Annotated in this window: 9 protein-coding genes; 6 read left to right on the top strand and 3 right to left on the bottom strand. The window is 59.1% G+C overall.

Annotation, left to right across the window (positions count from 1 at the left end; genetic code table 11):
• The 6 genes from BMZ46_RS28420 to BMZ46_RS28395 form a co-directional block, all read left to right on the top strand.
• On the top strand, window positions 1–1,393 hold a 1,393-nt coding region (locus BMZ46_RS28420; RefSeq protein ID WP_092163891.1), incomplete at its 5' end, for a type VI secretion system Vgr family protein.
• Window positions 1,390–2,328 carry a hypothetical protein gene (locus tag BMZ46_RS28415; RefSeq protein WP_081353132.1) on the top strand — a complete coding sequence of 313 codons (939 nt, stop codon included), beginning with the start codon at window positions 1,390–1,392 and terminating at the stop codon, window positions 2,326–2,328. The genes BMZ46_RS28420 and BMZ46_RS28415, both read left to right, overlap by 4 nt.
• Complete coding sequence (locus tag BMZ46_RS28410; RefSeq protein WP_074690631.1) at window positions 2,325–5,591, top strand: T6SS effector BTH_I2691 family protein; 3,267 nt, start codon at window positions 2,325–2,327, stop codon at window positions 5,589–5,591. The genes BMZ46_RS28415 and BMZ46_RS28410 overlap by 4 nt, the downstream gene beginning before the upstream one ends.
• Window positions 5,592–5,949: 358 nt before the next feature.
• Window positions 5,950–6,414 (top strand): DUF6708 domain-containing protein, encoded by a 465-nt coding sequence (locus BMZ46_RS28405; protein WP_074690632.1) that lies wholly within the window; start codon window positions 5,950–5,952, stop codon window positions 6,412–6,414.
• Complete coding sequence (locus BMZ46_RS28400; protein ID WP_134333768.1) at window positions 6,414–7,457, top strand: DUF6708 domain-containing protein; 1,044 nt, start codon at window positions 6,414–6,416, stop codon at window positions 7,455–7,457. The genes BMZ46_RS28405 and BMZ46_RS28400 overlap by 1 nt, the downstream gene beginning before the upstream one ends.
• Before the next feature lie 226 nt (window positions 7,458–7,683).
• Window positions 7,684–8,301 carry a DUF6708 domain-containing protein gene (locus tag BMZ46_RS28395; protein ID WP_254778429.1) on the top strand — a complete coding sequence of 206 codons (618 nt, stop codon included), beginning with the start codon at window positions 7,684–7,686 and terminating at the stop codon, window positions 8,299–8,301.
• 85 nt (window positions 8,302–8,386) lie between these two features.
• Here the strand turns inward: BMZ46_RS28395 and BMZ46_RS28390 are convergent, their stop codons facing one another.
• The 3 genes from BMZ46_RS28390 to BMZ46_RS28380 all read right to left on the bottom strand — a co-directional run bounded on the left by BMZ46_RS28390 (window position 8,387) and on the right by BMZ46_RS28380 (window position 15,173).
• Window positions 8,387–10,240 (bottom strand): polyurethane esterase, encoded by a 1,854-nt coding sequence (locus BMZ46_RS28390; RefSeq protein ID WP_074690633.1) that lies wholly within the window; start codon window positions 10,238–10,240, stop codon window positions 8,387–8,389.
• Between the two features lie 100 nt (window positions 10,241–10,340).
• Window positions 10,341–12,029: a polyurethane esterase gene (locus tag BMZ46_RS28385; protein WP_074690634.1), complete on the bottom strand. Its 1,689-nt coding sequence runs from the start codon at window positions 12,027–12,029 to the stop codon at window positions 10,341–10,343.
• A gap of 57 nt (window positions 12,030–12,086) precedes the next feature.
• Entirely contained in the window at window positions 12,087–15,173 is a 3,087-nt protein-coding gene (locus BMZ46_RS28380; protein ID WP_074690635.1) for an autotransporter serine protease, read from the bottom strand.
• Between the last annotated feature and the right edge of the window lie 19 nt (window positions 15,174–15,192).

Here is a 15,192-nt window from a genome sequence, read left to right as displayed (position 1 = left end):
GAATCGCTTCCACTACACCGAGCAAGTGCGCACCGCCGTGCAGGTGCAGCGCGACTACACCTTCACCCACCCGCGCTACAACCAGCAGCACACCGCGACGGGCGATCAGGATCTGAACAACCAGCACAAGGACTACGAACGCTACGATTATCCCGGCCGCTACAAGCGCGACATCGCTGGCAAACCCTTTACCAAAACCCGGCTGGCCGCCCTGCGCAATGACGCCAAACTGGCCCATGTGGAAGGCGACGATGCTCGCCTGCAACCGGGATTGGCCTTCGACCTCAACGAGCATCCCCGCGACGATTTCAACGATCGCTGGCGAACCATCGCCATCCAGCACGAGGGCAAGCAGCACACCAGCCTGCAGGAAGAATCATTTGGCAGTGGCCTTGGCACGTCCTATGAAATGAAGGCCAGCGCCATCCGCTGGACCTCGGACTGGAAAGCGCCGCTACGCGACAAGCCCTGCATCGACGGCCCGCAGATTGCCACGGTGGTTGGGCCTCCCGGTGAGGAGATTTATTGCGATGAATGGGGCCGGGTCAAGGTGCAGTTTCCGTGGGACCGTGCGGATAAAAACAACGATCAGAGTTCGTGCTGGATTCGTGTGGCGCAAGGTTGGGCAGGCGCGACCTGGGGCGCGATGGCGATCCCCCGTGTGGGCCAGGAACTGATCATCAGTTATCTCGACGGTGATCCGGACCAGCCGATTGCCACCGGGCGAGCGTACCGGCAGACCAATCTGCCGCCGTATGAGCTGCCCAAACACAAAACGCGGATGACTATCAAAAGCCGCACTCATAAGGGCTCGGGGTTCAATGAGCTGCGTTTTGAGGATGAGTTGGGGCAGCAGGAAGTCTTTATCCATGCGGAAAAAGACAAGAACGTTCATATCAAAAACAACAACGGGATCTTCGTCGGCAATGACCGTAATAAAGAGATTGGTAACGACGAGCATGTTTCGATCGGCAATGATCAAACTCACGCCATAGGCCAGAATCGCAGTCTTGACGTCGGTCGCGACTATAAGGTCTTCATTGGGCGCGACCGGTGGGATGGCGTTGGCAATGACAGATACGAATCCACAACCGCCAACCACAAAATCGAAGTGGGCGGTCATAGCGAGCACACGATCAAGGGACAGCATAGCGTTGCGGCAGGTCAGGGTTTCGAGTGCACCACTACCGTTTATAGCTTGCAGAGCAGTGAAAAAATCGTCTTTCAAAGCCCAGGGGGCAGCATCACTCTCGATGCTCAAGGCATTCACCTCGATGGCTTGGTCATCACGATCCAAGGCCCAGTCTCTGCGACGGCGTCGGGCGGCGGGCAACCTTTTTCTCTGCAACTGGAACCCGATGCGGGACACACTTGCGTGGAGAAAACAAAATGACTCCAGCTATTGTCCAGGCCTTCGCAAAGGAGCAGCACGCCGCCAATGCGTCGTTGTATCTGTTGCTTGATCCATTGGCGGACTGCGCCGAAGACGACCCATTGCATATCGACACTCTGTGCCAATCATTAGGCAGCGATGCAGTAACTAGACTGCGCCGCCCAGATTTGGCCCACACACCGCAAGCATGTCCGGTGCTGGTGACCCTAGCCACGGCTGGCGCCGAACCTTCAGATTATTTGCTGTCGTTGTCGGTGCTGCGGGCCAAAGAAGATGAACGTCGCTCGAGACGCTATGTATGTGGCTGGCTCAGTAGTACCGCAACAGCCGCGACGGTCAGCAATCACCTGATAGAACTCGGTCATTTGCCGACCTCCGCAGGGAAACAATTCTTTCCGGTGTATGAACCGTTGCGCCTGGAGTTACTGGTCGCCACGTTCAAACATGGAGAGACAGGAGGCTGGTGGCCCATCCATCAGTGGCTCTTTCCAACAAGCAGTGGTGCCAGTAGTTGCTTGATTGGCCAGGCAGACACGAGCGTTGTCTTCTCGCCATTCACTAGCGCAGTACAACAGGATGCAGCACTGGTGTCCTCACTGCTCGGCGCGTGGCGTCGCGCTGTCAGCCTTCCCCTTACTTACGCCCCCGCTCGCTGGCAAGGCCATACTTTGCTACCTCCTCAAGCTGCTGCTAGGGCTTATAAACAGATAAATGACGCCCGCCAGTTGGGGCTGAAAAACCAGCACGACATTGTGACCTTGGCACTACACCGTCTGATTCTGCATTCGAGCCTTCATACACACGCATACATAGGCACATCAATAAAGCTGGCAATCGAGAATGGCACCTCGCTCGGAAAGCTTTTTTCCGAATTAAATGACCAGTCCTGGCAAAGGATCGTGTCGGATTTGACGTTTGCAGGAGCACATCAATGACCTTGAGTTCCCAGCTTGAAAATGCAGTATTGGAAACATGCCTTCCTTTGGATCAATGCAACGCCTGCACCCGCCAAGGATTACCAATCCTTCCGCTGCGAAAAGCTCTGGTTCCGCGCGCTAGCGAAGACACCGGTGCGATGTCCAACTCTCGTATGGGCCTGCGTACATTACGCGCCGGCTATTTGTACGTATTACTCGATCAGCAGACGTGGCATGCCTATCAAGTGACACCTGATGGTTATCTACGTCAGTTCAATCCCGACGCGCCCCCCGCCGCCAATGAGACCCCTTTATGCGATGCCTGTACCTCAGCAGGCCACGACGCTCCAGCGTCCTTTCTTAATATCGATATCCGTAAATACACCCATGCATGGCTGGCCTTTGCCAGTGACCCCTGGCCTGGTAGCGTTCTCGATGCCTACAAAAATAGCGCTGCTGCGGGACGCTTCCGAAAACTTGACCTGCGAACTGCTCGGGACACCCCCGACCGCATAGAGGACGCGTTGCTGATGACGGCGACGGAACCTTGCGTCGATCAGCAAGTGCATGAATATCAGCGTCACCAGGCTGTCGGAGACCTGGATAAGGTGCATGGCTTTCACAGCCGAGTAACACGGGTGGGAGCACTGAAAAATTACCTGCGCCAAACGATCGACCAGCAAGGGTTGCAGCGAGGTGTGCTGGCTCTGGTGCTGGATGACACGGTGGGCCTGATTCAACAGTACAACTACTTGCGTAACGGCTGGATTGAAGCTCGTCAGCGGTACATTGAAGACCCTATGAGGGCTTACAAACGCCAAACGTCAGACCTGCTTCTGGCCATTCGCGAAATGCACCCGATCTGGGCCGAACAACAGACCGCTTCATTTGCACCCATGACAGGGGATGCTGCACCGACCTTTGGCGATCCCGAGGTGGAACGCCAGCGCGTTATAAAAGAAAAAGTACGGAAATACACCGCCTCACTGGAAAAACGCTACAGCGAAGCGGATCGCGCCTCGTTTGAAAAAGACTATCAGCGCGAATTGGCAAACTACCAACACTATATCGATTGGTGCGGCAGGCAGTACGCGGAGCTGTGCCACAGCGCGCCGTTCAAGCGCATCGAAGAGCATGACTATGACGGAGCTGATTTCACGTCAGGTGTGGCCTACAGCCTGACCATGACGATGTGTCTGCGCGGCGGCATCAGTGAAGCACCGCTCATCAACCAGCAGAGCGCCGATGAAAAAACGCCTCTTTCGGATAAAGATCCTACAGCCAAGCTTTGGCTTGAGTGGCTGAAAAATCCGCAAAGCCCGGTCTATCGCGCGATATTGAGGCGGGACGAATCGCTGCTGGCGGGCTTGCTACCGAGTTTCAGCGTGACCGGGGAGACCGACTGGAACGATAGCGAAAAGCTCTACTCGGCAGTAACCAAGGCCCTGACCAGCGATGAGTTCAACCGTTATGTTCAGCCGCATATCCAGACCGCCATGGCCCAACTCCTCGGCGCACTCAACGCCGCCAGCGTCCGACTCCAACCCAGACTGGGGCCGGGTGTCGGGCGTGTAGTTTCTCGACTCAATAGCGCAAGCCAGCTGTTGTACAACCGGGTTCACCTCACCGAACTCAAGATCCAAATGAAGATCAGCGAGTACTACGCCCTGCAATCCGAGCACTTGCGCAAGGCGCAGAGTCGGGCTTCCGAAGCCATCCGCCGGGGCGAAAAAAGCGCAAAGGTCAACGTGGACAAGGTGAACCACAAGTTCCAGAAGGTACAACGGAGGGTCGTCCCGCTGATCAGGACAGGGCTTCTCAGCTTGGCTGTGCTGGATCCCAAGGTGGCCAATCAATTGATAACCGTCTCGGTTTGGGTGGAGGGCGAAGCCGACAACCTACGGCGCGACCTGATGCGCAATACCGAACAAGGTATCGGCCGCGCGGGAGCCAGCGCCCAGCATCTGCTGCAGGAAGTTACGGTAGGCGTGGGCAGCCTGGACCCGAAGGCCAGGGCGACGCTACGCGGGCTCAAGGTGTCCGCCGGGGGGGCTGCCAACTGGGTGCGCGCAGGGTTCACTGGGTTGCGGGGAGTTGCCAGTAGCGGCCAGCTGTTGTTGGCGATGGGCGGGTTTTATTTGCTCAACGACTCCATGAAGAAGAACTTTGAAGAAGCCGAGCGAGCCCTGGGCGATAAGGCCCCCGAAGCCAGATTGGCTCTGTATGGCGCGACGCTGGGGGTACTGGCCGCCGGCATGGAAGTCATAGGGATTGCCCTTGAAGCAGGCGCGGGGAGAATTCAGCAGGTGGCAGGCCTGCCTGCTCCGGTGGCAGCCTCCGCCAAGGCTACATTTCGCGCCGGCCAGATACTTACCAGAACGGGAGCCGTGATCGGGGCTGTGACCGGGTTGTTTGATGCGACGCAGGCGGGGATGGCGGCTAGTCGAACTTGGAAGCAAGGAGATAAGTCAGCAGCAGGAGGATATGCATTTTCGGCAGTTTTGTTTGCACTAACAGCTGGCGCAGGCATCTTTGCCGCGTCAACGACATCTCTCGCTCTTATGGGGCCGTTAGGCGTTGCGATAGTCCTAGGCATCGTAGCGTTCTCCTTACAAAAGTGGGCTCAACGGCAGGAATCCACACCACTGGAAACATGGGCCAGGCGCTGCATCTTCGGTTACGCCGACGAAACGCCAAAGATTCACTGGAATCAGCCCGAACACGCTTCGATTGCCATCGCCGAACTCAACGCAGCAACTTTTGGCGTCGAAGCCAATGTTCGCTTTCGTCTGCGTTTGATCGCCGGCCAGAGCCACCATCGGGGTGGTTCGACCGGCGGCGCAGGTACCCTCGCTCAGGAAGAGAGGCTGGAATATCGCTTGGTATTACCCTGCTTTCATCCGGAACATTCGAATTATCAATGGACCCTGCGCCTCCTGCGCGAGGGCGACAATCCATACACTGAGGGTATCGGCGAAGTAGCCGCGAGCGGCAACCTGATTGCTCCTCCCCCACCATCGACAGCCAACGGCACGGCCGAACCCGCCCAAAAAATGCATTATCAGGCGGAGGCCGGCACGCCGACCGTCAAAACTCGCAGCGCCATGTCACCCAACAACAGCGCCCTACAGGTCTTGGACATTTCGGGCGCCCTCGTATTCAAGTCTGTGGAACGTCGCCAACGAGTCGAAGGGGCAATCCTGTCGTTGACCTACTGGCCAGATCGCACCGTCACCGAAGGCTATGCAGCACTGACTCTTACAACGTTCTCCAACCTTTGATCTCTCCAGGGTTCACCTGATGTTTTTCACCAAACCTTTACTCGATCCCCCCGCCCCAGGCTGGAAACGCGATTTGCCGATGCCGGATCTGCCCCCAAGTACCGATCCTTATCCGCCAGTGCTACCCCATCCACCCAATTATCTGGATTCCGTTTACTTGGAGTTGCCGCGCTCGGCATACAGGATGCGAGGCCTTTGCGCATGCGTTGCAGTGGTCTTAATCCTTCTCGCCATTCTTTCACTACTCATTGGAGGTGCGTATATCTTGGCAACGGCCAGTTTTCTGCCTTTAGTTCCGAGCTTAGGTATGCTCCTGAGCTCTATCTCCGGTTTTTGGTTAGGTATCTATGCTTGGCGAATGACTGTGCAAGCCCCCCTCGACGAACCCATCCGCTTCAACCGCTTGCGCCGCAGAGTCTATGTCTATCGGTACCATCACGATGGCTTACGCCCATTCAGCCGAACTGCCTGGGGCGTGCGTACGGAGGTCTACGACTGGAATGATCTGCGCGCCGAGGTGAGCAGCGTATATGGCCCCATGGGCACTGGCGGGCTGATCGAATCGGTCAGCATCGCCGTGGTAAAGCCCGGCACCTGTCAGGTGCGCGAGCGCTTCCATTTCGCCCACGGCACCATGCAGGGCGAAATGTACTGGGCCATGGCCCAACTGTTCATGCAGCAGGGCCCGCAAGCCCTGCCCACTTTCCCCAGACCACCGCGCGACTGGAACAACGAAGAGGTGCGCTTCAATCTCGCCCGCCGCCTCGCCCCGAAAGTGCAATGGCCCGCAGACATTGATCTGCAATCGCGGACGGCGCCGTAATGGCTTTTGCCTTCCCGTTGATCTCCAATCGCTATGCCGACAAGAGACCTTTTATGTATTTTTTTGAATGGCTCATATACGACGGACGTACAACGACTGATTACGAAATATTGGCAAGACAAGCTGATGCAAAAATTCGCCAAAATGAAAAATTATCATCCATTCGTACAAGTCGGACAGTTTCAAAAGAAATAACAAGTAACGATTCACTATATAGTTACAACTCAACCTATATAGACGTCCGTACTCCAAACGATGAGAAGCGAGGACTCATTACTTTAATGATCGGAGGATGTGGCGCAATATTACTTTGGCTGCTAGGCATGACAATCCATTATGCTTTCAGAGACATTTTGGCGGGATATAAAGGCGACCAAATTCCATTGGTTGCGTTTGACTACATCTTATTGGGGGGCATTCCGCTCATACCCTTAACAGCTCTTTATTTTTACGTAAAATACGCATTTCGCTACTTGCGACTTGAGGTTTTCACCGCCCGTCGCCTTATCGTCCGTTTCAACCGCATCACCCGAAAAATCTATCTGCTTCGCCCTAATCATCTAGGAGGGATTGTGGCACTGGACTGGGGCACCGCCGAGGTTTGCATTGATCCAAAAATGTCTGAGCTGAATGGCACCGGCGGATTTGTCGTGCTGGGATGGGACAAGGAAAGTCATTCCGTCCGTGATATCCATGGCAACCTCAAGGACGACTTCGAAATCACCTTTGTGGGCAAACCAACTCGTAATGCATCTGAGCTGCTGGCGTTCTGGGAGTATATCCGGCGATATATGGAGTATGGCCCGGAAGCCGCACCCAAACCCAAGAAGCTCATTGGCAAATTCCCTTGGCCTTGGCGTTCATTCATGGCCGTATGGCGGCTGGACAGCCACTTTGTAAAAGCCCCAAAATTGTGGTTTTTCGTAATCATCTACAGTCTTCTTGTACCGCTGATAGTTGTTCATGCCTGTGCGCATTGGGTTTCCCTATTGCTGTGTTACGAGCCAAAGTTTCCTAGAAATATTGAAGAAGCAGGTAACTAAGCATGGTGATTTGCGCCCAGACCAAACTGGAATTACCCCGATGATATTCACAGCTCCGTTACTCGATCCACCAGCGCCGGGCTGGAAGCGCGACTTGCCGATGCCGGATCAGCCCCCCGGTACCGATCCTCATCCTCCAGTGCTGCCCAATCCTCCCAATCATCTGGACTCTGTTTACTTGGACCTGCCGCGCTCTACCGTTAGAACGCGGGGGATTGGCTCTTGGTTGGCAATCATCATGATTGTCTCATCCCCATTTTCCATCGTGAGCTGGTTTACTTTTCCATTCGAAATACAGACTTCCCATTTTTTTGCATTCACTCTTAGCAGTCTTTTGTTATCCATAACGGCTCTCTGGTTCGGCATTTATGCTTGGCGGATGGACGTAGAATCTCCCCGCGACGAACCCATCCGCTTCAACCGCCTGCGCCGTAAAGTCTACGTCTATCGCTTCCACCACGACGGGCTACGCCCCCTTAGCCGAACTGCATGGGGCGTACGTACGGAGGTTTACGACTGGGATGATCTGCGCGCCGAGGTGAGCAGCGTATATGGCCCCATGGGCACTGGCGGGCTGATCGAATCGGTCAGCATCGCCGTGGTGAAACCCGGCACATGTCAGGTACTTGAGCGCTTCCATTTCGCCCACGGCACCATGCAGGGCGAAATGTACTGGGCCATGGCCCAACTGTTCATGCAGCTAGGCCCGCAAGCCCTGCCCACCTTCCCCCGCCCACCCCGCGACTGGAACAACGAGGACGTGAGTTTCAACCTCGCGCGGCGCCTGGCGCCCAAGGTGGAGTGGCCCGCCGGTATCGACCATGAATCCAGGACGGCCCCTTGATGATATTTGGCGCGGTAAGCGCCCTCGCGGGCATTTATGGATCAAGAATCTGGAGAGGGAGCATGCCCCCTCTCCACACTCGTGGTCAGGCGATCACGATCCCGTCGGCACTGAGGCTGTTCAACGCAACCCCGACCAGCGTCACCGAATCAGCACCGAATTTCAGCACCGTGTCCTGTCCCACCGCCGTGGCATGGGCGCGGAAGTCGTCGCCCGGCAATACGCCCTGCACGCCGAGGAACACCAGCTTGTCGTTGGCGGTGTAACCCACCACGCGATCCTGGCCGAACGCGCCGCTGAACAGGAAGGTATCCGCGCCGCCGCCCGACTCCAGCAGATCATTGCCGGCACCGCCGACGAACACGTCGTTGCCCGCCCCGCCGATCAGATGGTCGTTGCCGTCCAGCCCGAACAGCCAGTCACCGCTGGCCTTGGCCTTGAGGGTGTCGGCGCCGCCGGTGCCCTTCACGCTTGATTCGTATTGAGTGACGTTGTTGCCGACCTTCAAGCCGGTCGCCGTGACGCTGTGGGTCACGTCGTCCTTGAACAGGCCCCAGAGAAAGCCCGGCTCCTTGGTGACGATGCTGCCGATGTCCCGGGTGATGCTGATCCCGCCGTTGGCATCGCGGATGTACAGGTTGCCGGCGCCGTCGTTGGCGAAGTCGAAGGTATTGACCGACTTCTGCAACTCCAGGGTGTTGTTGCCCGAGCCGCCGAGCAGGATGTTGTAGCCCCCGCCATCGCGGAACGTATCGTTGCCGGCGCGGCCCTCCAGGTAATCGTTGCCGCTGCCGCCCTGAATCAGGTCATTGCCGTCGCTGCCGATGATGAAGGTGCTGCCCTTGTGGGTTTCGGCGTTGCGGTTCAGGTCTTGCACCCAGGTGTTGGCCCGCGCCGGATCCGACAGGTTGGCGACGATGATCGTCGAGTCCTTGCTGGTCAGGTCGTAGAACTTCGACTCGATCACCCGGTTCATGCCGTCGCCATAGGCGGTCGGCAGGTGCGAGATCCAGGTCGGAATGTTGACGATCGAGAACGGCAGCACGTTCCACGCCGCCGAGGCGTAGTGGTCGTTGAAGCTGACGATGTTGTCGGTCGCCGACTCCTTGGGCGCGTCGTGCACGCCGAGCGAGGCGCCGGTGAAGGTCGAGCCGTCGAGGGCGCGGAACACCGGATCGTTTTCGTAGCCGACGTTGAGCACCTTGTCGGTGCTGCTCTGGGTTGGCGAGGCGTAGGCGATGTAGTTGGAGTCCTGGAAGAACCCGCCCCATTTGCTGGTGCTCAAGTCCGCCATGCTGTTGACCGCCAGCCCGCCCAGGCTGTGGCCGCTGACCAGCACGTCCTTGCCGGTCAAACCGTTGGCTTTGGCGAACGCCACCACATCGTTCATCAGGTTGCCGAAGGCTTCACCGACGTAGTTTTTGGCGTAATCCTTGGGCCCGAACGCGGCGAGCAAGTCGTTGATCACGTCACCGATGGAGTCGCCGATCAGGATTTCCCGTGGGCCGCTGGTGCCGCGAAAAGCGATGCCGATTTCCGTCAGATGGCCCTGAGCGTCGTATTTGCCGAGGATTTCCACTTGGGCGCTGGTGTAACCGGCCTTTTCACCGAAAAAGGTGCCGCGCGCATCGGTCTTGCCCTCGTACCCCAGTTGCGAGGCGGTGATCGGGGTCCAGCCGGCTTTTTTCACCGCATCGAGCGCGGCTTTTTCCGAATCGGGGTTCCACGGAATGCCGGGGATCACCCCCTGGGAATCCGTGCCGCCGATCAGCGCGGTCACCAGCGTGGCCGGCAAACCGAGGCCAAAGCCGTTGTGCTGATAACCGACGGCAAAGCCGTTATCGAGGTTGTGATAGGAATACAGCGTAATGGCCATGGCGTCGCTGAACAGCGCCTTGGATTCCGCCGTACCGAAATTCTTGTAGTCATACACACCCATTGCTGTTGCCTCTCTCTTTGTTGGAATTGTTCAGAGATAGCTCACAACCAGAACGCCCCTCCCGAGGCGCCCCGGAGCATTTCAGTACAACTTTCGTTTGTCAGGCGAAGACGAAACTCGAATCCGACAGGTTAGCCACACCGACCCCGACCAGCGTCACGGCAAAGTCGCCAATCTTCAGCACGGTATCGCTTCCGGACTGCGACGCGTGTTGCTTGTAGTCGTAGCCCTGCCCTGCGCCTTCGACGCCCATGAACACCAGTTTGTCGCTGCCCTGGTAGCCATTGATTGCGTCGAAGCCGAAGGCACCGCTGAACAGGAAGGTGTTGTTGCCACCCACCGCGCTCATCACGTCATTGCCGGCGCCGCCGACGAAGGTCACGTGGGCCTTGTCGCTTTGCAGGTGATCGTTACCGCCGAGGCCAAACAGCCAGTCGCCGTCGGCGGTGGCTTTGAGGGTATCGCCCATGGCGCCGCCGCTGAGCGAATGGTTGTACTGGGTCAGTTCGGCACCGTTGGCCAGGCCTTTGGCGGTGACGGTCCAGGTGATTTCCTTGCTGCCCCACCACGAACCCGACTCCTTGCTCACGAGCGCGCCGATGTCACGGGTCATGCTGATGCCGCCGTAGGCGTCACGCACGTACAGCGTGCCGTCGCCGTCGTTGGCGAAGCTGAAGTTCTGCAACGGCTTTTGCAGCTCGAAGGTGTTGTGGCCCTGGCCACCGAGCAGGATGTTGAAACCGCCGTCATCACGGAAACGGTCATCGCCGCCCAGGCCTTCGAGGAAGTCGTTGCCCGCTCCGCCCTTGAGCCAGTCACCGCTGTCGGTGCCGATGATGAACGTGCTGCCGGTGTGCGGTTCGCCGCTGCGGCCCAGATCCTCGACCCAGGTCTTGCCCCGCGACGCTTCTTCAAGGTTGGAGACGATGATCGTCGAGTCCTTATGCGTCAGGCCGTAGAACTTCGACGCGATCACCCGATTCAGGCCGTCGGCATACCCCAGCGAGCTGTGGGCCGACCAGTTCAGCGGATTGGCGATGCTGAACGGCACCAGGTTCTGCGCGGTGGACGCGTAGTTGTCGTTGAAGTTGACGATGTTGTCGGTGGTCGAATCGTGCGGCTTGTCGTGCTTGCCCATCGACGCGGTACTGAACGTGGTGCCGTCGAGCACGCGGAACACCGGGTCGTTCTCGTAACCGATGTTCAGCACGTGGGTGCCGGTGCTGCTCTGGGTCGGCGAGGCGAACGAAATGTAGTTGGCGTCCTTGAAGAACCCGCCCCAGTTGCTCGCACTCAACTCCGCCACGCTGTTGACCCCGAGGCCGCCGAGGCTGTGGCCGCTGACAAGTACGTCCTTGGCCGCAATGCCGTGGGCGATGGCGAAAGCAGCCACCGATTTGAGCAGGTTGTCGAACGCGTTTTTCGCGTACTGGGTGGCGTAATCCGACGGGCCGATGGCGGCCAGCAGGTTGTTTTTCATGTCGCCGAAGGTATCGCTGTAACCCAATCCACCGGTGCCCCGGAAGGCTACGCCGATGCCGATCAGCTTGCCTGCGGCGTCGTACTTGCCGAGCACTTCGGCTTCGGCGCTGGTGAAGCCGTCCTTCTCGCCGAAGAACGTGCCCTGCGCCCCGACCTTGCCCTGATAGCCCAGCGCCGTGGCCCCGATCGGCTTCCAACCGGTGCCGGGCAAGGCCTGCCCGGTCGGCGTGTAGGCATACAGCGTCAGGGCGATGGCATCGCTGTACAGCGCTTTGCCGTCGGCATTTTTGTAATCGAACAGTCCCATGTTGTGCTCTCTCTTCCTTTAAAAAACGGCAGTTCTCGAAAGAACTGCCGTTACCCCTTAGAACTGCCAGTCCAGCGTCAGGCCCACGCCGTGGTCCTTTTCGTTGGAGCCGATCAGCCCGTTGTAGTCCAGGTTGACCCGGACATCGCGATTGAGCGCCAGACCGGCGCGCACGCCGACCACCGCTGCATCTCGATCCATCGACACACTTTGCACGCTGAACGCGCTGTTGCCATTGGCGAACGCCAGGTGACTGTCAGCATCCACGCTGCTCAGGTTGTGCTGCCAGCCCAGGCTTGCGCCCAGTTCCAGCTGGTGTTTCTCCGACAGGGCAAACGTGCGTTTGGCCCGTACACCGAGGGTCGACAGCACCACATCGCGGTTGTCTTCGCCGCCCTTCAGTGCGGCGGCATCACCCTTCTCGGTGAAGCTGTCGCTGTTGAGGTGCACGTAGGCCAGATTGGCGAACGGCTCCAGGTTCATCGGTTGCAGGCCCAGGTCGTAGGCCGCTTCGGTGAACAGTTGTGCGGTGGTCGCATCGCGCTTGGTTTTCTGTTTGCCGCTGACGCCACCGAACTGCAGGTCGCGTTTGACGTCGATGCGATGCCAGCTGTAAGCCGCACCGGCGGTCAGACGCAGTGCATCGATCTGATGCCCCAGGTACGCGCCCAGGTGATAGCTATCGACCGAGGCGGACGAATGCGTACCCTCGCCCATGCTCAACGAGCTGTCGCTATAACCAGTAACGAAACCGAGACGAGTATCTTCAGCGATCAAGCCGTCGACACCGGCCAGCAGGCCACCGATGGAGCTGGTGGAATCGGCGTATTTCGACCCGCCATCGCTCTTGCCCCAGGCGCCCAGCACTTTGAGCCAGGCGTTACTGCGGTCATCAGTTGGCGCGCCGGCATCGAACAGATCACGCTCACGCAGACGTTCGCCCACCGCATCGCGCAGGTAGCGGCTGTCGTTGATCAGCAGCGTGCCGATGGCCGGGTGAATCTCGCCGGACAGTTGCTGGAAGGCCTCCTGCGCAGCGGCCGCCGACGGCGACAGCAACAGGGTTTCGAACAACGCATTGCCGGCGCCGAGGCGTTCGGCAGCAGCGCCGACCGCGCGCTGGTTCGGGGTCAGGCCGACGCTGGCGAACGAGGCGCCGTTACGGCCAACGTCCAGTTGCACACCGCTCGCCGAGTACGCCAGGGTGCCGCCGAGGAACGCGTAGTCGGGCAACACTTGGCCGAACTGCCCTTCAATGCCGCCCGCTGCCTGCAAGATGTTGAACTGGGTGCCGAGCAGGCTTTTCACTTCGCCGGTGGTCAACAGCGTCGGGCTGTTTTCCAGCGACATGGTCACGGTTGCGCCTTCGATCAGCGCTTTGCCGCCGGCGACGATCCGGTCGCTGCTGGTCGGCGAGACTTCCACCGCATAGGTCGAACCCGGTGCGAAGGTCACGTCACCGGCCACATTCAAGGTGCCGATGGAGTTGCCCGGCGCCACCGTACCGCCACTGTTGGCGGTCAGCGCAGCGATCCGACCGTTACCGCCGAGGATGCCGCCGTCATTGACCGTGACCGCCGATTGCAGCGAGCCATTGATTGCCAGTCGCCCCTGATTGACCAGAGTCGGGCCGCTGTAGGTGTTGTTGCCGGTCAGCACCAGAGTGCCGATGCCTTGCTTGGTCAGACCGCCGTGGCCTGAGATGTTGTTGCGCCAGGTGTCGAGGCCGCAGGTGATGTCGTTGCACACGCGCTCGGTGGGTTTGCCCGCATCAATGATCGCGCCGATGCCCGGCAGATCGGCCACGAACTGACCGGAACCGTAGGCGCCCTGAATGCGGAATTCTTCGGGAATGTCCTGCTCGGTGACGAACATCGCCGGGCCGTCGATGCCCTTGCGCAGGTTGATCATGCCCCAGCCGTACAGGGCGTCGATGCCCGGTGCGCCGAGGTCGGTGGCCGTGGTGCGCAACACGCTGGCGACCTGGTCGCCGGTCATGTACGGGAAGCGCTCCATCAGCACCGCCATGGAGCCGGCCACGTGCGGCGCGGCCATCGAGGTGCCGTTGTAGTTCTTGTAGCCGGTGGTCAGGTTGTCGGCGTTGGTGCCTTCGATGATCGAACTGTAGATCTGCGTGCCCGGTGCCGAGACGCAGAAACTGGCGGTGTAGCCGCAGCGCGAAGAAAACGTACTCATGATGTACGGATTGGCGCTGGTCTGATCCGGGTTCCTCTGCAATGCGGCGACAGTGATCCAGTTCGGCGCGATGTCCGGCACGAAGTAACCGAGGCCGGCGATGGCGTCCGGGTTGTTCAGGTTGTAGTCGTTGCCCGCTGCGAAAATCGTCACGATCCCGCTGCGTGCGGCGGCGATTGCGCCGTCGTAGGCGCCGCCGGGTTTGGTGCCCAGCAGTGTGCGGATTTCGTTGAACTGCAGTTGCGCGTCGTTGACGGTGAAGTGCGGGTACGCCGGGTCGCGGCCGCCGAGGTCAAAACGGTCGGTGATGCCGATCCCCCAGCTGTTGTTGATGATCCGCGCGCCGCTGGCGATCAGCGCATCCCAGCCGGCCTTGTACACCGCACCGTCGTTGCCGCGCACGATGCCGTCTTCCGGGCCCGGGTCGCCGTTGTCGGCGCTGATGATTTGCGCGCCAAACGCCACACCGTGCATCGGCCCGCCGTCACGGCTGCCGGCGGCGATACCGCCGACGTGGGTGCCGTGGGCGCCGAGCTTGCCGTCGGAACCGACCGAGGGCGAACCGTCATAACGGAACGCGTCCCCGGCTTTGACCGGGATGTACGGGTCGGTGTATTCGCGGATCCCCGAGGTCACCAGGGTGATGACCTTGTTGCTGCCGGAGAACTCCGGGTGCGCGGCGTAGACCGGTTGGTCGAAGATCCCCAGTTTCACGCCTTTGCCTGTATAGCCGGCGGCGTAGGCGTGATCCGCACCGATGGCGCCCAGGCCCCAGTCGGCCTGGAATTCGGCGCTGCGCCAACTGCCTGGATCCCCTGCCCGACCGTTTTCCACATAGGGCGCCGCGTTTGCGTTGCCCCAGGTGGTCATTGCGCAGAGCAAGGCGAAATTGAGGGTTTTCAGGCGAAAGCAGCCACCCGATTGCGCGGGGGTGTTGTTGTTTTTCATCCAGCGACCTTCCTTAGTG

Origin of the sequence: Pseudomonas sp. NFIX49 (assembly GCF_900115915.1) — a bacterium.
Taxonomy (GTDB): Bacteria; Pseudomonadota; Gammaproteobacteria; order Pseudomonadales; family Pseudomonadaceae; genus Aquipseudomonas; species Aquipseudomonas pharyngis.
This window is presented reverse-complemented; position numbering and strand designations above follow the sequence as displayed.